At 73.4% G+C, this 22266-nt stretch carries 17 protein-coding genes; 2 read left to right on the forward strand and 15 right to left on the reverse strand.

Going from position 1 to position 22266, the window contains the following annotated elements; translation table 11 throughout:
- Positions 1-60: 60 nt before the first annotated feature.
- The 3 genes from ABZ172_RS27545 to ABZ172_RS27555 form a co-directional block, all read right to left on the reverse strand.
- Positions 61-2193 (reverse strand): ATP-binding protein, encoded by a 2133-nt coding sequence (locus tag ABZ172_RS27545; RefSeq protein ID WP_356887617.1) that lies wholly within the window; start codon positions 2191-2193, stop codon positions 61-63.
- Positions 2190-2879, reverse strand: a complete 690-nt coding sequence (locus tag ABZ172_RS27550) for a DUF4255 domain-containing protein (protein ID WP_356887619.1) — start codon at positions 2877-2879, stop codon at positions 2190-2192. The genes ABZ172_RS27545 and ABZ172_RS27550 overlap by 4 nt, the downstream gene beginning before the upstream one ends.
- A gap of 294 nt (positions 2880-3173) precedes the next feature.
- Positions 3174-3812, reverse strand: coding sequence for a response regulator transcription factor (locus ABZ172_RS27555; RefSeq protein ID WP_356887621.1), 639 nt, complete (start codon positions 3810-3812; stop codon positions 3174-3176).
- Between the two features lie 127 nt (positions 3813-3939).
- On the opposite strand from ABZ172_RS27555, the gene ABZ172_RS27560 reads away from it, so the two are divergent.
- Positions 3940-6921 (forward strand): LuxR C-terminal-related transcriptional regulator, encoded by a 2982-nt coding sequence (locus tag ABZ172_RS27560; protein WP_356887623.1) that lies wholly within the window; start codon positions 3940-3942, stop codon positions 6919-6921.
- 371 nt (positions 6922-7292) lie between these two features.
- Here the strand turns inward: ABZ172_RS27560 and ppk2 are convergent, their stop codons facing one another.
- The 5 genes from ppk2 to ABZ172_RS27585 form a co-directional block, all read right to left on the reverse strand.
- On the reverse strand, positions 7293-8243 hold the full coding sequence (ppk2, locus tag ABZ172_RS27565; RefSeq protein ID WP_356887625.1) for a polyphosphate kinase 2: 951 nt from the start codon (positions 8241-8243) through the stop codon (positions 7293-7295).
- A gap of 98 nt (positions 8244-8341) precedes the next feature.
- Positions 8342-9367, reverse strand: coding sequence for an iron-siderophore ABC transporter substrate-binding protein (locus tag ABZ172_RS27570; RefSeq protein WP_356887627.1), 1026 nt, complete (start codon positions 9365-9367; stop codon positions 8342-8344).
- Positions 9368-9382: 15 nt separating this feature from the next.
- Positions 9383-10219 (reverse strand): ABC transporter ATP-binding protein, encoded by an 837-nt coding sequence (locus ABZ172_RS27575; RefSeq protein WP_356887629.1) that lies wholly within the window; start codon positions 10217-10219, stop codon positions 9383-9385.
- Between the two features lie 62 nt (positions 10220-10281).
- The gene (locus tag ABZ172_RS27580; RefSeq protein ID WP_356887631.1) at positions 10282-11355 is read right to left on the reverse strand and encodes an iron chelate uptake ABC transporter family permease subunit; all 1074 of its coding nucleotides are present in this window, start codon (positions 11353-11355) and stop codon (positions 10282-10284) included.
- Positions 11352-12419 (reverse strand): iron chelate uptake ABC transporter family permease subunit, encoded by a 1068-nt coding sequence (locus tag ABZ172_RS27585; protein ID WP_356887633.1) that lies wholly within the window; start codon positions 12417-12419, stop codon positions 11352-11354. Before ABZ172_RS27585 ends, ABZ172_RS27580 begins: the two co-directional genes overlap by 4 nt.
- Before the next feature lie 207 nt (positions 12420-12626).
- Between ABZ172_RS27585 and ABZ172_RS27590 the strand changes: the two genes are divergently transcribed.
- Positions 12627-13211, forward strand: coding sequence for an MSMEG_1061 family FMN-dependent PPOX-type flavoprotein (locus tag ABZ172_RS27590; protein WP_356887669.1), 585 nt, complete (start codon positions 12627-12629; stop codon positions 13209-13211).
- Between the two features lie 169 nt (positions 13212-13380).
- On the opposite strand, the gene ABZ172_RS27595 is transcribed toward ABZ172_RS27590, so the two are convergent.
- The 7 genes from ABZ172_RS27595 to ABZ172_RS27625 all read right to left on the reverse strand — a co-directional run bounded on the left by ABZ172_RS27595 (position 13381) and on the right by ABZ172_RS27625 (position 22235).
- Positions 13381-14775, reverse strand: a complete 1395-nt coding sequence (locus tag ABZ172_RS27595; RefSeq protein WP_356887635.1) for a hypothetical protein — start codon at positions 14773-14775, stop codon at positions 13381-13383.
- Between the two features lie 56 nt (positions 14776-14831).
- On the reverse strand, positions 14832-16244 hold the full coding sequence (locus ABZ172_RS27600; RefSeq protein ID WP_356887637.1) for a GH1 family beta-glucosidase: 1413 nt from the start codon (positions 16242-16244) through the stop codon (positions 14832-14834).
- Between the two features lie 50 nt (positions 16245-16294).
- Complete coding sequence (locus ABZ172_RS27605) at positions 16295-17281, reverse strand: ABC transporter ATP-binding protein (protein WP_356887639.1); 987 nt, start codon at positions 17279-17281, stop codon at positions 16295-16297.
- Entirely contained in the window at positions 17278-18339 is a 1062-nt protein-coding gene (locus tag ABZ172_RS27610; protein WP_356887641.1) for an ABC transporter permease, read from the reverse strand. The genes ABZ172_RS27605 and ABZ172_RS27610 overlap by 4 nt, the downstream gene beginning before the upstream one ends.
- Before the next feature lie 5 nt (positions 18340-18344).
- Positions 18345-19325 carry an ABC transporter permease gene (locus ABZ172_RS27615; protein ID WP_356887643.1) on the reverse strand — a complete coding sequence of 327 codons (981 nt, stop codon included), beginning with the start codon at positions 19323-19325 and terminating at the stop codon, positions 18345-18347.
- Positions 19322-20377: an ABC transporter ATP-binding protein gene (locus tag ABZ172_RS27620; RefSeq protein WP_356887645.1), complete on the reverse strand. Its 1056-nt coding sequence runs from the start codon at positions 20375-20377 to the stop codon at positions 19322-19324. Before ABZ172_RS27620 ends, ABZ172_RS27615 begins: the two co-directional genes overlap by 4 nt.
- A 181-nt stretch (positions 20378-20558) precedes the next feature.
- On the reverse strand, positions 20559-22235 hold the full coding sequence (locus tag ABZ172_RS27625) for an ABC transporter substrate-binding protein (protein ID WP_356887647.1): 1677 nt from the start codon (positions 22233-22235) through the stop codon (positions 20559-20561).
- Positions 22236-22266 lie beyond the last annotated feature (31 nt).

Here is a 22266-nt window from a genome sequence, read left to right on the forward strand (position 1 = left end):
TGCCGCGGGCCCGTCCCCCACCGGATCCGGTGGGGGACGGGCCCGCGGCATGTCAGCGGCCTACCAGGACGTGTCGTCCAGGACGAGCCGGCCCGCCTTGCGGTACTCGCGCTGGGCACCCGCCAGCAGGTCCTCCGTCGACACGCTGTCGCCGCGGCCCGCCGCCGCGTAGGCGGCCGTGACGACCGCGCTGCGGATGGAACCGCCCGCCAGCTCGAAGTCCGCCGCGCAGGACGTCGGATCGATGGTGTCGGCGCACGGGACGTGGGCGAGGCTGTGCCGCCAGAGCGCGAGGCGCTGCTCCTCGTCGGGGAAGGGGAAGTCGACCACCAGGTCCAGCCGGCGCGTGAAGGCGTCGTCGATGTTGGAGCGCAGGTTGGTGGTCAGCAGGGCGATCCCGTCGAACGACTCCAGGCGCTGGAGGAGGTAGGCGCTCTCCATGTTGGCGTGGCGGTCGTGGGAGCTGCTGACCTCGGACCGCTTGCCGAAGACGGCGTCCGCCTCGTCGAAGAGCAGCACCGCGTCCGTGCGGTCGGCCTCGGTGAAGATCCGTTCCAGGTTCTTCTCGGTCTCCCCCACGTACTTGTCCACGATGGACGGCAGCTGCACGACGTAGAGGTCGAGGCCGAGTTCGCCCGCGACCACCTCGGCGGAGAGCGTCTTCCCGGTGCCGGAGTCACCCGCGAAGAGCCCCACCACGCCCCGGCCGCGCCCGCCGCCCGCGCTCAGCCGCCAGTCGCCGAGGACCCGTTCGCGGTGCTGGGCGCGCAGGACCAGCTCGTGCAGGTGTGCCAGCGGGCCCGCGGGCAGGACGAGGTCGTTCCAGCCGACGTCGGGCCGGATGCGGCGGGCGTGCCGCTCCAGACCGGAGGCGGACTGCTGGCGGGCCGCGAGCCGCAGGTGCGCGGCGGACAGCTCCTCACCCTCGAACGCGGCACGCTCCAGCGCGGCGCGGGAGGCGCGGTCGATCCCGCCGGGCCCCAGCCGGTAGGCGGCGACGACCGGTGCCAGGTCGAACTCCGGCTCCTCGGGGCCGAGCGCCGCCCGCCAGGCGTCGAGGTCGCCGGCCCGCTGCCGGGGGGCCTCCAGCACGATGGGGTCGCGCCCCCGGTCGCACCAGTGCGGGTCGTAGGGGCGCGGGTCCGCGAGCAGCACCGGGACGTCGCCGACCGTGAGGGCCCGGATCAGCTCGTCGGGCCGCTCCGGCAGTGAACTCACCACGATCGCCCGGCCGGTCAGCCGGGCCTCGCGGAGCAGCTCCCGGTACGGGAGGCGTTCGGCCGGCAGCCGTTCCGCCGGCGTGTGCTCCTCGGGCCGGTGGTCGGCCGGCCGCTCTCCCGGGGAGAGGTGCAGGGCCGGGATGCCGGCCGCGCCGAGGGCGACGGTGGCGAGGGCGAGCCCGTCACCCTCGCGGTGCTCGCGCAGGTACACGGTGAGCGGGCGCTCCGAGAGCTGCTCGGCGAGCCTGCGCACCAGCGGGTCGGCGCCCCGTGCCGTGCCGGTGTCCGCCTCGGTCTCCCCGGGCAGGTACGGGAGCATGCGCACGGTGCCGTTCAGCGCCGGATCCGGGGTGTCGTCGCCCAGCAGATGGGCCACGACCCGGTCGGGGACGCGCAGGGAGCGGCTGAGGAAGGGGCGTTCGGGCTCGTCGATCTCGATCAGCCCGCGGGCCACGAGCCGCGCGGCCGGATGGAACCGGGCCCGTCCCTCGGCGGAGTGGGTGGGCACCCCGCACAGGTCGAGTGCGAGTGCCACGGTCGCCCGGCGGCGGGTGACGTCGTCGTTGAGGTAGCCGTAGAGCTGCTCGAACGTGCGGTCCAGGTCGGGCGCCAGCGCGATCAGCAGGATCTGGGCGTCGAGCGGACCGAGGCGCAGCCAGCGGGCCAGCCAGTGGAGGCGGTCCTCCTCGGGCGGTTCGGCCGGTTCCAGCGGTTCGTCCTCCGGGGCCGCCGCCCCGGGGTCCTGCGGCAGGTCCGGGACGCCGGGGGCGCCCTCCGGCTCCTCCGGACCCTGGGGAGGCGCGCTCCCCGCGCCCCCGGACAGCACGTGCCGCACCGCCTCGTCCGTCAGGAACATCCCGCGCATCGGGTCGGTGGCCGTCGGATCGGTGGCGCTGCGCTGCTCGACGAGGAGGGCCACCCGCTCGCGCAGTCCCGCGAGGCGTTCGAGCAGCGGCAGGGAGGAGTCGCTCACTTCTGCAGCTCCCGGGACGCGCCGTCGGTGCCGTGCTTCCGGGCGAACTCCTCCTTGGCGGCGTCGACGCGCACCGCGCTGTGGAAGCGCATCGGGCTGTCGTCCGGCCGTCCCTCCGTCCCGCGCACCTCGACGCCGAGCCCCTCCGTGACGGGCGGGCCGACCCGGTACTCCGGGTACGCCAGGAAGGGCGCGGTGATCACCACGTCGAGCGAGGGCTTGAGTTCGCCGCCGAGCGCGGACCAGATGTCCGCGAGCGAGCGCGCCTCGTTGTGCAGCCCCGCGACGGTCAGCGGGACGGAGAGGCCCAGCCCGGCGAGCGTGCCGCTGAGGTCCTCCGGCGGCAGGATCTCCTTGGGCAGCAGCGTGTGCAGGACGGCGGACAGCATCCGGTGCTCGTCCTGGGGGTGCTTGGTCCAGGCCGTCACGAGGTAGGAGAGCCGGAACCAGCGGGGCGGCTGGTGCTGCTTGAGGACGATCCCCTGCTCGTCGCGGAGCGACATCTTGCCGCGCTGGCGCCGCTTGGTGTCCTCGCGGATGTCGTAGAGGTACGCGTCGATGGTCGGGGCGTTGCGCCGGGCCGCCCAGTCGCGGGTCGGGGCGTCGAAGGTGACCTCGACGTCGGATCCGGCGAAGGCGCCGCCGGTGAGCAGCCCCTTCAGGATGTCATCCACCTCGTGGATCACGGTCGGCCTGCCCTTTCACGTTCCGTTCTCCGACGGAACCGCCCGTCGCCGAACGGCCGTCGCGGAACGACCTGTCATGTGTCGGTCGGTCACTGCTGTCGGTCGGTCACCGCAGCCGGCCGGACCACGGGTGGCCCGGCGGGGTACGGGCGCCACGGCGCGGAGCACCCCACCCCATCGTCGCCGCCGGGGCCCGGACCCGCGAGGCACCCGGGGGACGGCAGGGGGGCAGATCCCCTACCCCTGCGCCGGCCCACTGCTGCCCTCAGGGCTCTTGCGTCGGCGAGCAGGCCATCAGATGTAGCCTTCCCGCAAGGCATAGGCCACGGCATGAGCGCGGTTGCGGAGCTGCAGCCGGGTCGTCAGGCCGTGCATGACGTTCTTGACCGTGCGTTCGGAGTACGAGAGTTTGCTGGCGATCTCTGCGGTATCCAACCCCTCGGCCACCAGCCTGAGCACGTCCACCTCACGCGGCGCCAGCCCGGACACCGTGGCGCCCGACATGCTGGTCGTGCCGCGCTGCAACGTGCCGACCTGGGCGATGAGCCGGCCCAGCAGGTCCGAGGGCAGGTCCCCCTCGCCCCGGGACGCCGCCAGAACGGCCCGGAGCAGACGGTGTCCGGTCGCCTCGCGCCGCCAGACGATCGCACCGACGCCGTACTCGATCACCTGGAGCAGTTCCGCCTCGCGGATCAGGCTCGTGACGAGGACGGCCTTGGTGCCGTCGGCGCGGGCCAGCCGTCTCAGCCGCGAGAGCGCCGGTTCGTCCAGTGCGTCGGCCAGCAGGACGGCGACCGTGCCGGGCCGGCCGGCGCCCTCGTCGATCAGCTCAACCTCGGCGTGCCGGCGGAGCTGGCTGACCGCTCCGTCCATGGACAGCGGGTCCGAGGCGTGAACCTCCACGGGGATTCTCACCGGGGCTCGATGAACCATGCCTTGCGTCCTCGCATCTTGCCTTACGGAACAGACCGTTCCTGCTCCTTCCATCCTTCATGCGCCGAAGGGACGACGACAACGTGGCCCACCACGAGACCGACCACGAGATCGGCGGCAGGTGCCCGTGAAAGCCTTAACGTCTGAACCGCGGGTCCGCCCGCCGGTCCTGCCACGGGCCCCGGATGCCGCGGCCGCGGGTCTGCTCGAACGCGAGCCGGCCCTGGAGCTGCTGGCGTCGGAGGCCGAGCGGGCCCTGGGCGGATCAGGACGGCTGGTCCTGTTCCGGGCGCCCACCGGTACCGGCCGCAGCGCCCTGCTGGAGGCCGCCGCCGAGCTGGGCGCGCGGCTCGGCATGCGGGTGCTGCGTGCCGCCGCGTCCGCCGGGAGCGCGGCCACGCCCCTCGGTCTGGTCACTCAACTCCTCGGTTCGCCACCGGGGTTCGGCACCCTCCGGGACGGCGTCCCGAAGATCCCGCAGCAGCTGCGCCATCCGTCCCGGCTGTGGCAGCTGCTGGGCGAGCGCGCGGCCGGATCGCCGCTGCTCGTCGCCGTCGACGACGTCCACCTCGCCGACGAGGCGTCCCGGCACTGGCTGGCCGAGTGCGCCCAGCGGCTGGCCGGGACGCCGGTCCTGATGGTGGTGACCGAGCGCGGGCAGTACGACGTGGCTCCGCCGGTTCCGGGCCTCGCGTCCTGCCTGCCGCCGGGCGGCGTCCGGATGCACGCGGTCGCTCCGCTGAGCCGTCCCGCCGCCGAGGAACTGGTGCGCGGCGTCCTCGGCCCGGACACCGCCGACGCCTGGGTGGACGGCTGTGTCCGGGCGGGCGCGGGCAATCCGCTGCTGCTGCGCGCGCTGCTCGACGACCTGCGGGCGGTCTTCCCGCACGGCGGCCGGGCCGGGACCGCGGACGAGGACGGCCCGGAGCCGGGGCTGCCCGAGGACTGCGCCGAGCTCTACCCGGGCGCGTTCCTGGCCGCGGTCTCGTGGTGGCTGCGGAGCACGGGTCCGGAGAGCACCGCGGTGGCCCGCGCGCTGGCGGAGCTGGAGGACTCGGCGTGGCACGGCGAGGAGGGCCGTGCCGGGTCCCCCGGCGGCTCCGGTGCGCCCGGTGCGCCCGGTGCCCGTACGGAACCGGCCGCGCCGGAGGACCCGGGGCCGGGGCACGGGCTCGGCGACGACTTCGGCGGCTTCCTCGCCGAGCTGACCGGCACCGATCCCGACCGCGTCGGCGGCTGGGTGACCGCGATGCTCCGGCTCGGGCTGCTGCGCCGCGCCCCCGGCACCGGGCTCCCCCGCTTCGCCCACCCCCTGCTGCGCGGAGCGGTCCTCGACGGCTGGTCGCCCGCGCAGCGGCAGGCCCTGCACCTGCGTGCGGCGGAGCTGCGCCAGCTCCGCGGCGACGGGGTCGAGGCGGTGGCCGGCCACCTGCTGCGCACCGCTCCGGACGGGACGCCCCGGGTGGCGGCGGCCCTCCTGGAGGCGGCGGCGGACGCGTCCCGGGCCGGCCGGAGCACCGCGGCCGCGCGCTACCTGCGCCGCGCGCTGGACGAACCGCTCCCTCGGGAGCGCCGGGCCTCGGTGCTCACCGAACTGGGCGAACTGGAGTTCGCCACACTGCGGACCGGCGGGATCCCCCGGCTGGCCGAGGCGCTGCGCCTCCAGGAACGGCCCAGGGACCGGGTGCTGGCCGCGGTCCACCTGAGCAACGCGCTGGTCAGCCGGGGCAAACCGCACGCCGCGCTCGACCTCCTGCGCGAGCTGGGCCCGCTGGACGGGGAGCCCGTGCTCGCCCGCACGGTCCAGACGGCCTCGGCGTTCCTGGCCGATCACGACCCGCAGATCCGGCGGGCGGTCTACACCCGGCTGCGGGAGCGCGCCGAGCGCTCCCCGGAGTGGATCAGCCCGGCGCTGCGCGCCCTGCTGGTCCGGCACGAGGCGGTGGCCGGGCTGCTGTCCGCCGAGTCGGCCCTGCGGCAGATCCGGCGGCTGCTGACGGCCCCGGAGGATCCGCTGCTGGTGCCCTATCTGCTGGGCACGGCCGCCGCGGTGGCCCAGTGGGCCGACGCCGCGGACGACACCGAACGGATCATCAGGACCGGGCTGGACGAGCACTGGCTGTCTCCGCTGCACCCGGTCCACCGGTCGCTGCTCAACGCGCGGGTCGACAACGCCGCGGCACACGGCCACCACCGGTGGGTGCTGGAGGAGACCGCGGTCCGGCTCCGGGCCCCGGTCGACGCACCGCGCGCGGGTGCCGGCAACTTCCTGGCCCACCGGGTGATCGCGCTCGTCGAGTGCGGCCGTCCCGCCGAGGCCGAACAGCTCGTCGCCGGCGTCAAGGTCAGGGATTCGCTGGACAGCTGGGAGCAGAACCGGTTCCTGTACGCGCGCGGTGTGCTGCGCGCGTCCGCCGGTGATCCGGCGGGTGCCCTGGAGGACTTCCGGGAGTGCGGGAGGCGCCAGCGGGGCCGTGAGGTGGAGAGCCCGGTCGTCACGCCGTGGCGCTCGGCCGCCGCCGAGTGCCTGCTCGGCCTGGGCGAGGCGCAGGAGGCCCGCGCGCTCGCCGAGGAGGAGAGCCGGTACGCGGACGTGTGGGGCACACCCCGGGTGCGGGGCCGTGCGCTGCGCGTCCTGGGCGCGGCCACCGGCGGCCGTCGCGGTCTGGAACTCACCGCCGAGGCGGTCGAGTTGCTGCGCGGGACGTCCCTCGACACCGAGCTGATACCCGCCCTCATCGGGCACGGGCTCCAGCTCACCGCGGCCGGCCGGTCCCGCAGCGCCCGCCCGGTGCTCCGGGAGGCCGCGACGGCGGCCGAACGGCTGGGCGCGGTCCGGCTGTCGGGCCGCGCGGAACAGGCGCTGCGCGCCAGCGGGGCCCGCCCGGGGAAGGCCTCCCTCACGGGCAGCGGCTCCCTCACCGCCGGGGAGCGCCGCATCGCCGAACTCGCCGCCGAAGGACGGACGAACGCCGAGATCTCGGAGCTGCTGCACCTGGCGCGGCGCACCGTGGAGACCCATCTGACGAGCACCTACCGCAAGCTCGGCATCCGGCGCCGGGCGGATCTCACGGGCGCGCTCGACGGCAGTACGGGCACATCTGCCTGACCGGACGGACCAGGCCAGGACGGGGCCGCCGCGACCGGGCGGCCGGCGCCGTGCAGCCGGCCGGTCACGGGGGTTGCCCCCGTGGCCCCGGGGCTGCCCCGTCCCCGCCGGGGATCCCGCCCCCGCGGCCCTTCCGCTCCGCCCGCGGGCCGGGGGACGATGGCCGGTCGGGCGTCGACGGGCGAGGAGCACGGGCCGGCCGGGCCTGCTGAGGGCTGTCCCGTCATCCCCGGCGGGCGCACGACGACCGCTGCGGCACCTCGCCGCGTCGCCGGAACGCCCGGACACATCCGGTGTGCGGACGCCCCTCCGCCTTGCGATGCACCGCATCCGACGCCGCGCGCGGTCCACCGGGGATGACGGGACAACCCTCAGGGGTGCTCCCCCGGTCCGCCCGGGTTCGAGGCGAAGCGGGTCGGTGAGAGCGCGGCGTCCTCCTCGCCCGGCTCCAGCAGGGTGGCGGCGGCGCCGACGATCAGGCGGTCCGGGGCGCCGATGGCGTGGGGGTCCTTCGCCGCGTAGTCGATGCGCGCGAGGAGGCTGCGCATCGCTTCGAGGCGGGCCCTGCGCTTGTCGTTGCTCTTCACGACGGTCCAGGGCGCGTACTCCGTGTCGGTGGCGCGGAACATGCGGATCTTCGCCGTCGTGTAGTCGTCCCAGCGGTCGAGGGAGTCGATGTCGGTCGGCGAGAGCTTCCACTGGCGCACCGGGTCGACCTGGCGTATCGCGAAGCGGGTGCGCTGCTCGGCGCGGGAGACGGAGAACCAGAACTTCACCATGACGATGCCGTCGTCGACGAGCATCCGCTCGAAGTCCGGGCACTGCCGCAGGAAGCGTTCGTACTCGGACGGGGTGCAGAAGCCCATGACGCGCTCGACCCCGGCGCGGTTGTACCAGGAGCGGTCGAAGAAGACGATCTCGCCGGGGGCCGGCAGGTGCGCCACGTAGCGCTGGAAGTACCACTGGCCGCGCTCGCGGTCCGTGGGCTTGTCCAGGGCCACGATGCGCGCGCCACGGGGGTTGAGCCGCTCGGTGAAGCGCTGGATGGTGCCGCCCTTGCCGGCCGCGTCCCGGCCCTCGCAGACCACCACGACCCGCGCGCCGGTGTCCTTCGTCCACCGCTGGAGCTTGAGCAGCTCGATCTGCAGGACGCGCTTGCTCCGCTCGTACTCCTTGCGGCGGATCCTGCGGTCGTAGGGGTAGTTCTCACGCCAGGTCCTGATCGGCCTGCCCGCGTCGTCCAGCAGGACCGGCTGCTCCGGCCTGCTGGTGTCCACGGTCAGGCCGTGCAGGAGCTCCCTCTCCGCCCGGTCACGGTCCACGGGACCAGCGTGGCACCGGCGCGCGCCCCGTGCCAACAGGGGGCACGGGGCGCGGGGGTGGACGGGCGGGGCGCTCGGAGCGGGACGCTCCGGGCGGGCTACTTCAGCTTCTCCGCGAACAGCGGGACGACCTTCTCCAGCGCGTAGCCGGTGGACAGCACCGAGTCGGTCGCGAACGCCGTGCTGATGCCCGTGTCGTCGAAGACCAGCGAGTGCCCCGCCTTGACCGAGGGGACGGCCCGGTACAGCGGGTCGTCGCTGATGTCGGTGGCCGGGATGCCGATGGGCGCCATGACCGTGAGGTCGGCGTCGAGGAGGTCCAGGTTCTCCTTGGAGACGGGGATCGAGAAGCCGTCACCGGCCTTGGACTCGACGGCCGGGTTGTTCCTGAACCCGAGGCGCTCGACGAAGTCGACCCGGCCCGTGCCGGAGACGTAGGCGCCGTAGCCCTCGGAGGTGCGGGAACCGAGGGTGATCGTGCTGCCCTTGAACTCGGGGTGCGCCTTCACCGCCGCGGCGAACTTCGCCTCCGTGCCGGCGATCAGCTTCTCGCCCTTCTCCGGGACGCCCATGGCGGCGGCGACCATCTGGGTCTGCTTCTCCCAGGAGAGCTTGTACTGGTCGCCGCCCTCGGGCACACCGACGGTCGGGGCGATCTTGCTCAGGGTGTCGTAGCGCGTCCGGTCGCCGCTGGACTTGGTGTCGAGGATGAGGTCGGGCCGGAGCGCCGCGATCTTCTCGTACTCGGGCTCCAGGGTGCCGATGATCTGCGGGCTCTTGTCGTACTTGCCCTTGGCCCACGGTCCGACGCCCTCGCCGCCGAAGGCCAGCCAGTCACTCGCGCCCACGGGCTGCCCGCCGAGCGCGAGCACCGTCTCGGCGTCGCCCCAGCCGAGCGCGACGATGCGCTCGGGGGCCTTGTCGACGGTGACCTCGCCGAACTTCGTCGCGACCTTCGCGGGGAAGGCGCCGTCGGCCGCCTTGCCGGAGGCCGTGGAGCCGGAACCGGCGGAGTCGTCGGAGGAGCCGCAGGCGGTCAGTCCGACGAGGAGGGCCGCGAGCACTCCGGCCATCAGGGCGGGGGTGCGGCGGAAGCGACGCGAGCGTGGAGCGGAATCATTCATGCAATTAGGGTAGCCTCACCTAATTTTGGCTGGGGAGGCGGGGTCGCCCGCCGCGTCCCGCACGTGGTGGCGGCCCAGCGGCACCACCATCGGGGTGGCCGACGCCGGATCCTCCATCACCGAGCAGCGCATCCCGAAGACCTCGCCGACCAGCGACTCGGTGACGATGTCGGAGGGCCGGCCCTCCGCGACGATGTGCCCGTCCTTCATGGCGATCATGTGGTCGGCGTAGCGGCAGGCCAGGTTGAGGTCGTGCAGCACGGCCACCATGGTGACGCCGTGCTCGTGGTTCAGGTCGGTGAGCAGGTCCAGGACGTCGAGCTGGTGGCTGGCGTCCAGGAAGGTGGTCGGCTCGTCCAGCAGCAGGATGTCGGTGCGCTGCGAGAGCGCCATGGCGATCCACACGCGCTGGCGCTGGCCGCCGGAGAGCTCGTCCACCGGGCGGTCTGCGAGGTCCAGCGTGCCGGTCGAGAGCAGCGCCCGGGCGACCGCCTCGTCGTCCTCGGCCGTCCAGCGCCGGAACCAGCCCTGGTGCGGGTAGCGGCCGCGTCCCACCAGGTCGGAGACGGTGATGCCCTCCGGGGCCGAGGGGCTCTGCGGGAGGATGCCGAGCACCGCGGCGACCTCCTTGGTCGGCATGTCCTGGATGCTCCGGCCGTCCAGCAGCACCGCGCCCTCCGAGGGGGCGAGCAGCCGGGCCATCGCCCGCAGCAGGGTCGACTTCCCGCAGGCGTTCGGGCCGACGATGACCGTGATCCGCCCCGGCGGGACGGTCACGTCCAGACCGGAGACGATCTCCCGGTCGCCGTAGCCGAGGCGTACGCCTTCGGCCCGGAGAGTGTGCTCAGCCACGGCGCGGCCCCGTCTTCCCTCGTCGTCGGTGATCGGTGTCGTCGGTCTCGTGGGTCAGGGGGTCAGCCACCGCTGCCCCCTCGGTTGGCGCGGGCCAGGAGCAGCAGCAGGTAGGGCGCGCCGATGACGCTGGTCACGATGCCCACCGGCAGCTGCACCGACGGCAGCAGGTGCTGGGCGCCGAGGTCGGCGACCAGCACGATCAGGGCCCCGGTCAGTGCCGCGTGCGGCAGCGCCGCTCCCCTGCCGGGGACCAGCCGGCGGGCGATCGGCCCGGCGACGAACGCCACGAAGCCGACGGGCCCGGCCGCCGCGGTCGCGACGCCCGCGAGCGCGGTGGCGCAGCCGAGCAGCGCCAGCCGGGCGGGCTCGACGCGGGTCCCGAGGCCGGCCGCCGCGTCGTCCCCGAGCCGCAGCGGCCCCAGGGCGCGGGAGGCGAGGGAGGTGAGCGGCACGAGCACGGCGAGGGCGGTCAGCAGCGGCCACACCTGGGCCCAGGAGCGCCCGTTCAGGGTGCCCGTCAGCCAGAGGTACGCCTCCTGCGCGTCAGCGGTGTCGGAGCGCGCCATCACGTACCAGACCACGCTGCTCAGCCCGGTGCCGAAGCCGACGCCGATCAGGACGAGGCGCTGGCCGGCGACGCCCTGGCGGCGGGCGAGCAGATAGATGGCCGCGCCGGCCGCCACCGCACCGGCCAGCGCGCTGCCGGACAGGGCGAGGCCGCTGACCTGGAAGAGCAGGGACGCGGTGACGGCGACCGCGCTCGCCCCCGCGCTGATGCCGATGACGTCCGGGCTGGCCAGCGGGTTGCGCAGCAGGGACTGGAAGACGGCGCCGGAGAGTCCGAAGCCGGTGCCGACCAGGATCGCCAGGAGGGCGCGCGGCAGGCGGAGTTCCAGCACGACGAAGCGGGAACCGCCGTCCCCGCCGCCGAAGAGGGTCTCCACCACCGTGCCGAGCGGCATCACCATGTCGCCGACGCTGAGCGAGAGGGCGAACACGGCCACCACGGCGGCCACCAGGCCGGCCGCCACCACCACGGAGCGCCGCCGTCCGCCGCCGCGCACCCGTGCCACCGTGCGGACGGCGTCGGCGAGGCGGGCGTCGGGGGTCTCCCGGAGCCGGGTCCCGGTCACAGCTCCACCTGCTTCCTGCGCCGGACGAGCCAGATGAAGGGGACGCAGCCGATCGCGGCGGTGACCACACCGACCTGCACCTCGCCGGGCGGGGCGACGACCCGGCCGACGATGTCCGCGACCAGCAGCATGACGGGGGCCAGCACCATGCTGTACGGGAGCACCCAGCGGTAGTCGGGGCCGGTGAGCAGCCGGGCGGCGTGCGGTACGGCGAGACCGACGAAGCCGATCGGGCCCGCGACGACGGTCGCCGAGCCGCACAGCAGCACCACGGCGAGCGCCGAGACCAGCCGGGCCAGGCCCACCCGCTGGCCGAGGCCGCGGGCCAGGTCGTCGCCGAGGGACAGGGCGTTGAGCTGCGGTCCGAGCAGCAGCGCGAGGACGGCGCCGGCCAGCACGAACGGGGACACCTGCGCCAGCACGTCGGCGTCCCGTGCGGTGAGCGCGCCGAGCTGCCAGAAGCGGAAGCGGTCGTAGCCCTCGCGGTCCTGGAGGAGGATCGCGCTGGTCACGGAGGTGAGCACGGCGCTGGTCGCCGCGCCTGCCAGCGCCAGCTTCACCGGGGTGGCGCCCTCACGGCCGAGCGATCCGACGCCGTACACGAGGAGGGCGGCCAGGAGCGCGCCGAGGAAGCCGAACCAGATGTACTGGGTGACGAGGGTGAATCCGAAGAAGCTGATCGAGCAGACCACGGCGACCGAGGCACCGGCGTTGACGCCGAGGAGCTGGGGGTCGGCGAGCGGGTTGCGGGCGACGCCCTGCATGACCGTGCCCGCGAGGCCGAGGGCCGCACCGGCCAGCAGTCCGGCCACGGTGCGCGGGATGCGCACCTCCTGGACGATGAGCTGTCCCTTGATCCCGGGGTCGGGGTGGAACACCCCGTCGAGGACGTCGCCGAGAGCCACGTCCCCCGAGCCGATCGCGAGGCTCGCGAGCACCGTGAGCAGGAGCACCGCCACGGCGGCGAGCAGCCCGAGCGCCAGGACGGGGCGGCTGCGCACACGGCGCCGGGCCGCCGGGCGGGCGGGCCGTTCGTTCGTTCCCTGGAGAACCGGGCCGCTCACAGCCGGTGCACCCGGGGCGGCGACATGCGGTCGTGCACTGTTCCTCACCCTTGCTTGTCGCCCCCGGGACGGGGCGCACCCGCGAGCATAAGTAAGGTTAGCCTAACAGTGCCAGACCAGCGATCCGCTGCAGTGCCCCCGCGAGGTACGGAGAACCCCTTGTCGAACGCCGCGCCCGTGGCGGCCCCCGCCGCTCCCGCCACCCCCGTGACCGTCCCTGCCGGCCCCGCGGGCCCGCCCGGCGTCCCGGCCTCCGATCCGCTGGCCGGCGCCGTGCCGCTGGAGTCGGCCGAGCAGTTGCGCGCGATCCTGGGCGAGCCGTGGCCCGTCGTCATCGACAAGGTCCACGACGAGCTCACCGAGGACGACATGGCCCTGCTGGCGCGGGCTCCGTTCTGCGCCGTCTCGACGTCCGACGCCGACGGCAACTGCGACACCTCCCCGCGCGGGGGCGAGCCCGGCTTCACCCGGGCCCTGGACGCGCGGACCCTGGTGATGCCCGACCTGCCGGGCAACCGCCGCGGCGACAGCTTCCACAACATCGTGTCCAACCCGCACGTCGGCCTGATGTACCTGGTCCCCGGCGTGATGACCGTGCTGCGGATCAACGGGCGGGCCCGCATCCTCACCGACGCGCCCTTCTTCGACGCGATGGCGGTGAAGGGCCGGCGCCCCGACCTCGCGCTGGTCGTGGACATCGACGAGATCTACCTGCACTGCCCGGCCTCGCTCAAGCGCTCCGGCCTGTGGGCCCCGGAGAAGTGGGAGGGCACGGCGGGCGGGGCCCGCTGAGGGCTGTCCCGTAATCCCCGGTGGATCAGCGCGCGGCGTCAGATGCGGTGCATCGCAAGGCGGAGGGACGTCCGCATACTGGATGTATTCGGGCGTTCCGACAACGCGGCGAGGTGCCGTAGCTGTCGTCGCGCGCCCGCCAGGGGTTACGGGACAGCCCTGAGGGGCGTCAGAACCCGCCGCCGCCGAAGTCGCCGCCGCCCCCGAAGCCACCGCCGTCGAACCCGCCTCCGCCGCCGCCGTCGCCGAAGCCGCCGCCGCCGAAGCCCGAGGAGTCGAAGTCGGAGCCGGAGACGTCGCCGCCGCCCCAGTCGCCTCCACCGGCGCCGAAGTCGCCGCCGCCGTACTCCGCCGCGTAGGCCGGGGTGGCGAGCATCGAGCCGAGCATGGTGCCGACCAGCAGGCCCGGGAGCAGACCGCCGCCGAAGTACCCGCCGGCCCAGGGGCCGTAGGCCGGGCCGGCCTCCCAGTAGGGGCGCCGTCCGTCCCCGGTGTCGACCGTGCGGCTCGCGGGGTCCGCGCCCTCCCGGAGCCGGACCTCGTCGGCGCCGCAGACCGGGACCTCGCGGGCCGCTCCGCCGGACGGCGTCCACCGGACGTCCGCCACCGAGGGCCCGTGGCGCGGGTCGAAGAAGCAGGGCGGGCGGCGGTCCGGGAGCGGGCGGCCGGCGCGGCGGGCCTCCAGGACGGCGAGGGAGAAACGGCCGTCCTCCAGCGCCCGGGTGACGCCGCGGACGTCGGAGGGGTGGCGGGCGCCGTCCATCCGGGACTTGGCGTCCTCGTAGGAGTCGAGGGCGTGTGCGTAGTCGGTGCGCATCGCGTCGTCGGCCCCCTCCTCGCCGGGCCGGAAGTCCAGCCGGTCCAGGGTCTCGCCGAACGCGGTGATGTCCTCGTCCACGACGACCCGCAGCTTCTCCAGGGCGGCCCGCTCCTCGGCCTCCTTGCGCCTCCTGGTGCGGCGGGCCACCGCGAACGCGGTGCCTCCGCCCGCGAGGACCAGGCCGCCGAGGACGACCAGGCCGGTCACCGGGACCCCGCTCGCGCCGCCGCCGCTGCCGCCGGACCAGGAGGCCGGGGCGCTGCCCCGGGCCTGTTCGATGGCCCGGTCGACGAAGGCGTTCAGCTGGGTCGCGGCGTCGGTGTCCGCACCCGGTGCCTTCACGGCGGTGGTGAGGTTGCCGACGGCCCGGGCCGGCATCACCTGCGGGTCGGCGCCCGCGTCGAAACCGTCGCCGAGGCGGACCGCGTAGACGCCGGTGATGCCGGTGTCGGTGCGGAGGTTGCGCAGGAGGTTCTGCGGCGGGTACGCGGACGTGGCGGGCAGCACCGCGACGAACACCGGCTTGTCCGCGTCCTTGATCTTCTTCTCCAGGGCGGCCTGCTGGGACGCCGGGAGCAGGCCGGCCGCCGCCGGGTCGACGTACACGGGGCCCTCGCGCAGGGCGGCCGCCGCGTCACCGATCGTGGCGGGGGCGGCCCGGGCGGCCGGTGCCATGGCCGGCAGGGCCGCCAGGAGCACCAGCAGCAGACAGGTCCGGAGGAGGACGAGCGGCGTCGTGCGCATACGTCGAAAGTAACCCGGGCGGGCGGCGGGCGCCTCACCCGCCCGGTGCGGGGGCGTCAGTCGGTGCGGGCGTCCCGGGTGAGGCGGATCGTGTCGCGGTACCACCGGGCGCTGTCCTTGAGCGTCCGCCGCTGGGTGTCGTAGTCGACGCGGACGATGCCGAACCGCTTGTCGTAGCCGTAGGCCCACTCGAAGTTGTCCATGAGCGACCAGGCGAAGTAGCCGCGGACGTCGGCACCCTGCCGGCGGGCCTCGGCGACGGCCTCGATGTGGTCGGCGAGGTAGGCGGTGCGGTCGGCGTCGGGGACGGTCCCGTCGGCGGCGACGGTGTCGTCGAAAGCGGCCCCGTTCTCCGTGATCACGGTCGGCAGCGCGTAGTCGCGCTGGAGCCGCAGCAGCAGGTCGGTGAGCTCGGTGGGGGTGATCTCCCAGTCCATGGCGGTGCGGGGCAGGTCGCGCTCCACTCCGCGGACGACGGGCAGGCCGTCGTCGCCGGTCGGCGACCCGTCCTCGGTGACCCCGGAGAACAGCGCGCCCCGGTAGAAGTTGACGCCGAGGACGTCGAGGGGCGTGGCGATGGCCTCCAGGTCGCCGTCCCGGACGGGCAGTGCGATGCCCTGGGCCGCGAGGTCGGCGACGACGTCCTGCGGGTAGCGGCCGTGGACGAGCGGGTCGAGGTAGAGGCGGGTCCCCATCCCGTCGGCCCGGCGGCACGCCTCCCGGTCGGCCTCGCTGCCGGTCTCCGGGGTGGCCGTGCCCAGGTTGAGGGTGATGCCGAGTTCCAGCGGACCGCTCCCCGCGGCCTCGCGGATCTGCCGGGCGGCCAGTCCGTGGCCGAGGAGCAGGTGGTGGACGGCGCCCATGGCGTCGCCCAGGTCGGTGCGGCCGGGGGCGTGCGCACCGTAGGCGTAGCCGAGCATCGCCGAGCACCACGGCTCGTTCAGGGTGGTCCAGTGCGCGACCCGGTCGCCGAGCGCCTCGTGGGCGAGCATGGCGTACTCCGCGAACCGCAGGGCGGTGTCGCGGGCCGGCCAGCCGCCCGCGTCCTCCAGCTCCTGCGGCAGGTCCCAGTGGTAGAGGGTGATCCAGGGGGTGACGCCCCGCTCCTGGAGCTCGTCGACCAGCCGCTTGTAGAAGTCGAGGCCCTTGGCGTTGGCGGGGCCCCGGCCGCCCGGCTGGATGCGCGGCCAGGCGAGCGAGAAGCGGTACGTGTCGACGCCGAGGCCCGCGATCAGCTCCACGTCCTCCGGCATCCGGTGGTAGTGGTCGCACGCGGTGTCGCCGTGCTCCGCCTGGTGCACGGCGCCGGGCACCCGGCAGAAGGTGTCCCAGATGGAGGGGGTGCGGCCGTCCTCCGCGACGGCGCCCTCGATCTGGTACGAGGAGGTCGCGACGCCCCAGCGGAAGTCGGCAGGGAGTCCCTGGACGGCGGCGGGCTGCAGGCTGCTGCGGGGCGTGACGAGGTTCATGGGTCTCCGTAACTCCGGGGTGCGGTGTGTGGGGTGGGGGCCGGGGGCGGTCAGTGGTGCAGCCAGCAGGCGACCTCGCGGCCCCGGCCCGTGTCCGGTGCGGTGAGCACCGGGACCCGCTCGGAGCAGGGTTCGAAGGCCTTGCCGCAGCGGGGGTGGAAGGCACAGCCGGCGGGCATCGCGGCCAGGTGCGGGGGCGAACCGGGGATGCCGCTGAGCTCGCGCCGCGGGCCGTGCAGCGCGGGGAACGAGTGCAGCAGGCCGTCGCTGTAGGGGTGCCGCGGGTCCTCGTAGATCTCGGCGGCGCCCGCCTGCTCGACGATCCGGCCGCCGTACATGATCGCGATGCGGTCGGAGAACTCGATCAGCAGGGAGATGTCGTGGGTGATGAAGACGACGGAGAAGGAGAGCTGCTCGCGGAGCTGGACGAGCCGGCGCAGGATCTGGCGCTGCATCACGACGTCGAGGGCGGTGGTGGGTTCGTCCATGATGACGATCTCGGGTTCCAGCGCGAGGGCCATGGCGATCATGACCCGCTGGCGCATCCCGCCGGACAGCTGGTGCGGGTAGGCGGCGAGCCGGTCGGCGGAGATGCCGACGAGGCCGAGGAGTTCCTCGGCGCGTGCCGTCCGCTCGGCCTTGCGCAGGCCGGGGCGGTGCGCCCTGAGCACGTCGGTGAGCTGGCTGTGGACGGTGTGCACCGGGTTGAGGGAGTTCATCGCCCCCTGGAACACGATGGACAGCTCCTGCCAGCGGAAGGCCCGCAGTTCGTCCGGGCTGAGGGACAGGATGTCGACGGGCTCGGCGCCGGGGCGGTGGTAGTGCACGTTGCCTCCGGTGATCACCCCGGGCGGGGAGAGCAGCCGTGTGACGGCGTAGGCCAGCGTGGACTTGCCCGAGCCCGACTCGCCGGCCAGGCCGAGGACTTCGCCGCGGTGCAGGGTCAGGTCGACGTCCCGCAGCGCGCGCACGCCGCTCGTGCCGGTGCCGTAGTCGACGTTCAGGCCGCTGATGGTGAGGATCGGCTCGGCGGTCATGCGGACTGCTCCTTGCTGCGCGTGCCCGGGTCTTCGGACGGGGTGGGCGTGCCGGGGTCTTCGGACCGGCTGCGCGTGCCCGGGTCCTCGGACGGGGTGGGCGTGCCCGTGCGGGCCACGGGGGTGAAGCCGACCCGCATCCGGACCTTCCGCGAGGAGCCGGCGGCGGTGCGCAGCCTCGGGTTGACGAACTCGTCGATGCCGAAGTTGATCAGTGCCAGGGCGGTGCCCAGGAGGGCGATGCACAGGCCGGCGGGGACGAACCACCACCAGGCGCCCTGGGCCAGGGCCTGGTTGGACTGCGCCCAGAAGAGCACGGTGCCCCAGTTCCAGTGGGAGATGTCGGCGACGCCGATGAAGGCGAGGGTGATCTCGGAGAGGATCGCGAAGATGACGGTGCCGACGAAGCCGGACGCGATGACGGCCGTCAAGTTCGGCATGACCTCGAAGAGGATGATCCGCCAGGTCGACTCACCGGTGGCGCGGGCCGCCTCCACGTAGTCGCGCCGCCTGAGGGACAGGGTCTGTGCGCGCAGGACGCGTGAGCCCCACGCCCAGGAGGTGAGGGCGATGACCGAGGCGATCAGCAGGTCGCCGGTGTCCTCGACGAAGCTCGCGATGATGATGATCAGCGGCAGCCCGGGGATGACGAGGAAGACGTTGGAGAGCATCGAGAGGATCTCGTCGGCGGCCCCGCCGAGGAACCCGGCGGTGACGCCGATGAGCACGGACAGCACGGTGGCGAGGAATCCGGCGAGGAACCCGACCACGAGCACACCGCGGGTGCCGACCAGGATCTGGGAGAGCACGTCCTGCCCGGTGTGCGTGGTGCCGAACCAGTGCGCGGAGGAAGGCGGTTGCAGCAGCTGGTCGCTCATCGCGTCCGGGTCGTACGGGGCGAGCCACGGGCCGATGACGGCGAGGACCACGAAGAACGCGAGGATGAGCAGCCCGGTGCGGGTCTTCCCGCCCCGCAGCAGTCGGAACCTCGACCGGCTCGGCGCGGCGGGGGCGGGGACGTCGTCCAGTACGGCTACGTCGGTGGCGGTGACGGCCATGGTCGTCAGGCCTCCTTACGAGTGCGGGGGTCGAGGAGGGCGTAGGCCATGTCGGCCAGCAGGTTCGCGACGAGCACGGAGAGCGTGATGACCAGGAAGACGCCCTGCATCAGCGGGTAGTCCTTGGCCCCGACCGCCTGGAGGAGCCGGAAGCCGATGCCCGGGTAGTTGAAGACCATCTCGACGAGCAGCGTCCCGCTCACGATGAACCCCAGGGAGAGCGCGAAGCCGGAGATGTTGGGCAGGACGGCGTTGCGGGCGGCGTAGGAGAACATCACCCGGCGCTCGGAGAGCCCCTTGGCCTGCGCCACCATGACGTAGTCCTCGGAGGAGACCGTCACCATCATGTTGCGCATGCCGAGGATCCAGCCGGCGACGGCGCTGAGCACGATCGTCACCCCGGGCAGCACCCCGTGGTAGAGCGCGCTGGAGATGAACGGCCAGTCGAAGGCCGGGACGAGGGAGCTGTCGTAGCCGCCCTCGAAGGGGAAGAGCGGCCACTTCACCGCGAACAGCGCGATGGCGATGAGGCCGAGCCAGAAGTAGGGGACGGACGAGATGAAGGTCGTGACGGGGAGCAGCCCGTCCAGCCAGGATCCGCGCCGCCAGCCGCTGTAGACCCCGATGCCGGTGCCGAGCAGGAAGCTGATGAGGGTGGTGATCCCGACGAGCGCGAGCGTCCAGGGCAGCGCGTCGGAGAGCACCTCGCCCACCGGGGTGGGGAAGTAGGTGAAGGACAGGCCCAGGTCGCCCGCCAGCAGACTCGACCAGTAGTCGGTGTACTGCGCCCAGAGCGACTGGTTCTCGTCGAGTCCGAACAGCGCCTTGAGGGAGGCGATGGCGGTGGTGTCGAGCTGTCCCTGGTAACGGCTCATCAGGGCTTCGACGGGGTCGCCCGGCATCAGCCGGGGGATCAGGAAGTTGATGGTGATCGCGGCCCACGCGGTGACGGCGTAGAAGGCGAGGCGCTGGAGGACGTACTTCACTTCGCCGCCTCCTTCGTGGCGTCGGGGGCGTACAGCCAGCAGGCCGCCCACTGGCCGTCGGCCAGGTCGAAGCGCGGCGGGAGCTCGGTGCGGCAGCGCTCCATCGCCCGGGGGCAGCGGGGGTGGAAGCGGCATCCGGCCGGCGGGGTGATCAGGGAGGGCGGCTCGCCGCTCCCGGTCTCCTCCTGGTCGGCCTCGTCCGCGATCCGGTCCGGGTCGGGCGCGGAGGCGATCAGCAACTGCGTGTAGGGGTGCGCGGGGTGCTGGGTGACGGTCTCGCTGTCACCGCCCTCGACGATGCGGCCGGCGTACATCACCAGTGTGGTGTCCGCGAAGTACCGTGCGGACGCGATGTCGTGGGTGATGTAGAGGATGGCGAGGCTGAGCCGCTCCTTGAGGTCGCGGAGGAGGTTCAGGACGCCGAGCCGGATCGACACGTCGAGCATCGAGACCGGTTCGTCGGCGAGCAGGACCTGGGGGTCGGCGCCGAGCGCCCGCGCTATCGCGACGCGCTGGCGCTGCCCTCCCGACAGCTCGTGCGGGAACTTCTCCAGGTACCGGTGGGGAGGTGTGAGCTGGACGCGCTCCAGCAGCGCCGTCAGGTTCGCCTCCAGCTCCGCCTCGCCGCGCCCCGCCCGGCCGTGGATCTTCAGGGCGCGGGTCAGGTGGTAGCGCACGGTGTGCACCGGGTTGAGCGAGGCGAACGGGTCCTGGAAGATCAGCTGGACCTGTTTGACGTAGGTGCGGAAGGACCGGCCGCGCCCGGCCTTCACCGCCCTGCCGCCCATCCGGACCTCGCCCGCGGTGAGCGGGTACAGCTGGGCGAGCAGCCGTGCGACGGTGGACTTCCCGGAGCCGGACTCCCCCACCAGGGCCGTGACGGTGCCGCGCCGGAGCTCCAGCGAGACGTCGTCGACGGCGTGGACGGTGCGGTGCCTGCGGGCGACGAGGTCGCCGGCGGTGCGCCGCACGGGGAAGTGCTTGGTGACTCCGCGTGCTTCGAGCACCACATCGGTACCGGTGCGCACGTCTGCGGACTGTTCGGTGGTCATGGACGGTACTTCCTCGTGCTCGGAGGGTCCGGCATGGGAGGGACGGGGGATGGCGCGGGGCCGGGTGCGTGCGGCTGCGGGGCGGAGGGCCGGGGCCGCACGGAGCGCCGGCACCCGGGGGCGGCGGCGCGGCCGTGCGGCCCCGGTCCCCGCGACGCCGCCTTCCGGGTGCCGGCCCCTCTCACTTGGCGGGCTGGAGGTTCAGCACGACTTCGAGCGCGTCGGGCTGGGTGTGCTGGGGTGCCGCGTACGGGTCCTTCTCGGTGGGCCAGCCCACCCAGTTCTTCGTGGAGTACTCGGCGCCGATCGGGGCGGCGGCCGTCGGGATGACCGGCGCCTCCTCGACCATGATCTTCTGGAGCGTGTTCATGGCCTCGGTGCGGGCGGCGTCGTCCGTGGCGTTGGCGTACTCCTTGAGCGCGGCGGTGGCCTCGGGGCTCTTGAAGCGCCCGAAGTTGCCGAGCTGGGAGGTCTTGCCGACGGGCTGGAGGATCGCCCCGTCCATGATGTTCTGGTACATGTCGTAGGGCGTGGCCCCGCTGTTGGTCCAGTGCAGCGTGGCGTCGAAGTTGCCGGTGGCGACGTCGGTGCCCCAGGCCTCGGCGGTCTGCGTCTTGACCTTGGCCTCGATGCCCAGCTGCTTGATGTTGTCCTTGATGATGGACAGCCCGGTGATGTAGTCGTTCCAGCCGGCCGGGTCGGTGAAGGTCAGCTCGACCGGCTTGCCGTCCGGGTCCTTCAGGACGCCGCCGGCGAGCGTGAAGCCGGCCTCGTCGAGGATCTTCTTGGCCCCGGCGACATCGGGCTGCGTGGTGGCGTTCTTGTACTCCGGGGCCAGGAAGGACGCACCGGCGGGGAGCGGGATGCCGGTCGGGTTGCTGATCTCCGGGTAGAGCGTCGCCTGCGCCTGCACGTGGATGGCCTTGCGGTCGACGACCATGGCCATCGCCTTGCGCAGGGCCGGGTTGTCGAAGGGCTTGCGGGCGGTGTTGAACCACAGGCCGTGGATGCCGAGGCCGGAGGGGAACCACAGCTTGTGGTTCTCGGCGTCCTTGGCGATGTACAGCTGCTTGTAGTTCGGCATGAAGACGAAGGACCACTCCAGCTTGCCGCTCGCCAGTGCCGTGGTCGCCGCGCTGTTGTCGTTGTACGCGGTGTAGCGCAGCTCCTTGACCTTGGTCTCGCCCTTCCAGTAGGCGGGCGTGGCGGTCAGGGTGGTCGTCTGCGGGGTGAAGGTCTTCAGCTTGTACGGGCCCGAGCCGACCGGGGTGCGGTTCGGCCAGGTCTCCGGGTTCTCGACCTTCTCCCAGATGTGCCGGGGCACCACGAAGGTCGTGATGATCTTGTTCTGGTTGACGAACTGCGATTCCTTGAAGGTCAGGACGACCTTGCCGCCCTCGACCGCGATGCCGTCGTAGGGGATGCCGTTGCCGTTGAGCGCCGGGTGCTTCTTGAGCAGTTCGAAGGTGAACGCGACGTCCTGCGCGGTCAGCGGCTTGCCGTCGGCCCACTTGGCGCGCTCGTCCAGCGTGAAGGTGAGCTTGGTGAAGTTGGACTCCCAGTCCCACCCGGTGGCCAGCCACGGGTCGGCCTTGTCGGTGGGGCGGATCTGGTTGGTCATCGCCAGCGGCTCGTAGATCATGAAGCGGTAGCCGAGGGTGGCGCCCGCCGAGGTCGCGAGGAAGGGGTTGCTGTTGTTCGTCTGCGGCCCGTCCGGCTTGCCGAGGGTCAGCACGCCCGAGGCGCCCGCTCCTCCCTTGCCGGCGCCCGAGTTGGCGGACGAGCAGCCTGCGGCGAGCGCGACCACGGCGGTGGCGGCTGAGAGCGCTCTCAGGGTGTGACGGCGGCGTACGGACATGGCGACTCCAGGAGGACTGCGGGTGCGGGGA

Source organism: Streptomyces sp. NPDC006296 (assembly GCF_040613235.1).
Lineage (GTDB): Bacteria > Actinomycetota > Actinomycetes > Streptomycetales > Streptomycetaceae > Streptomyces.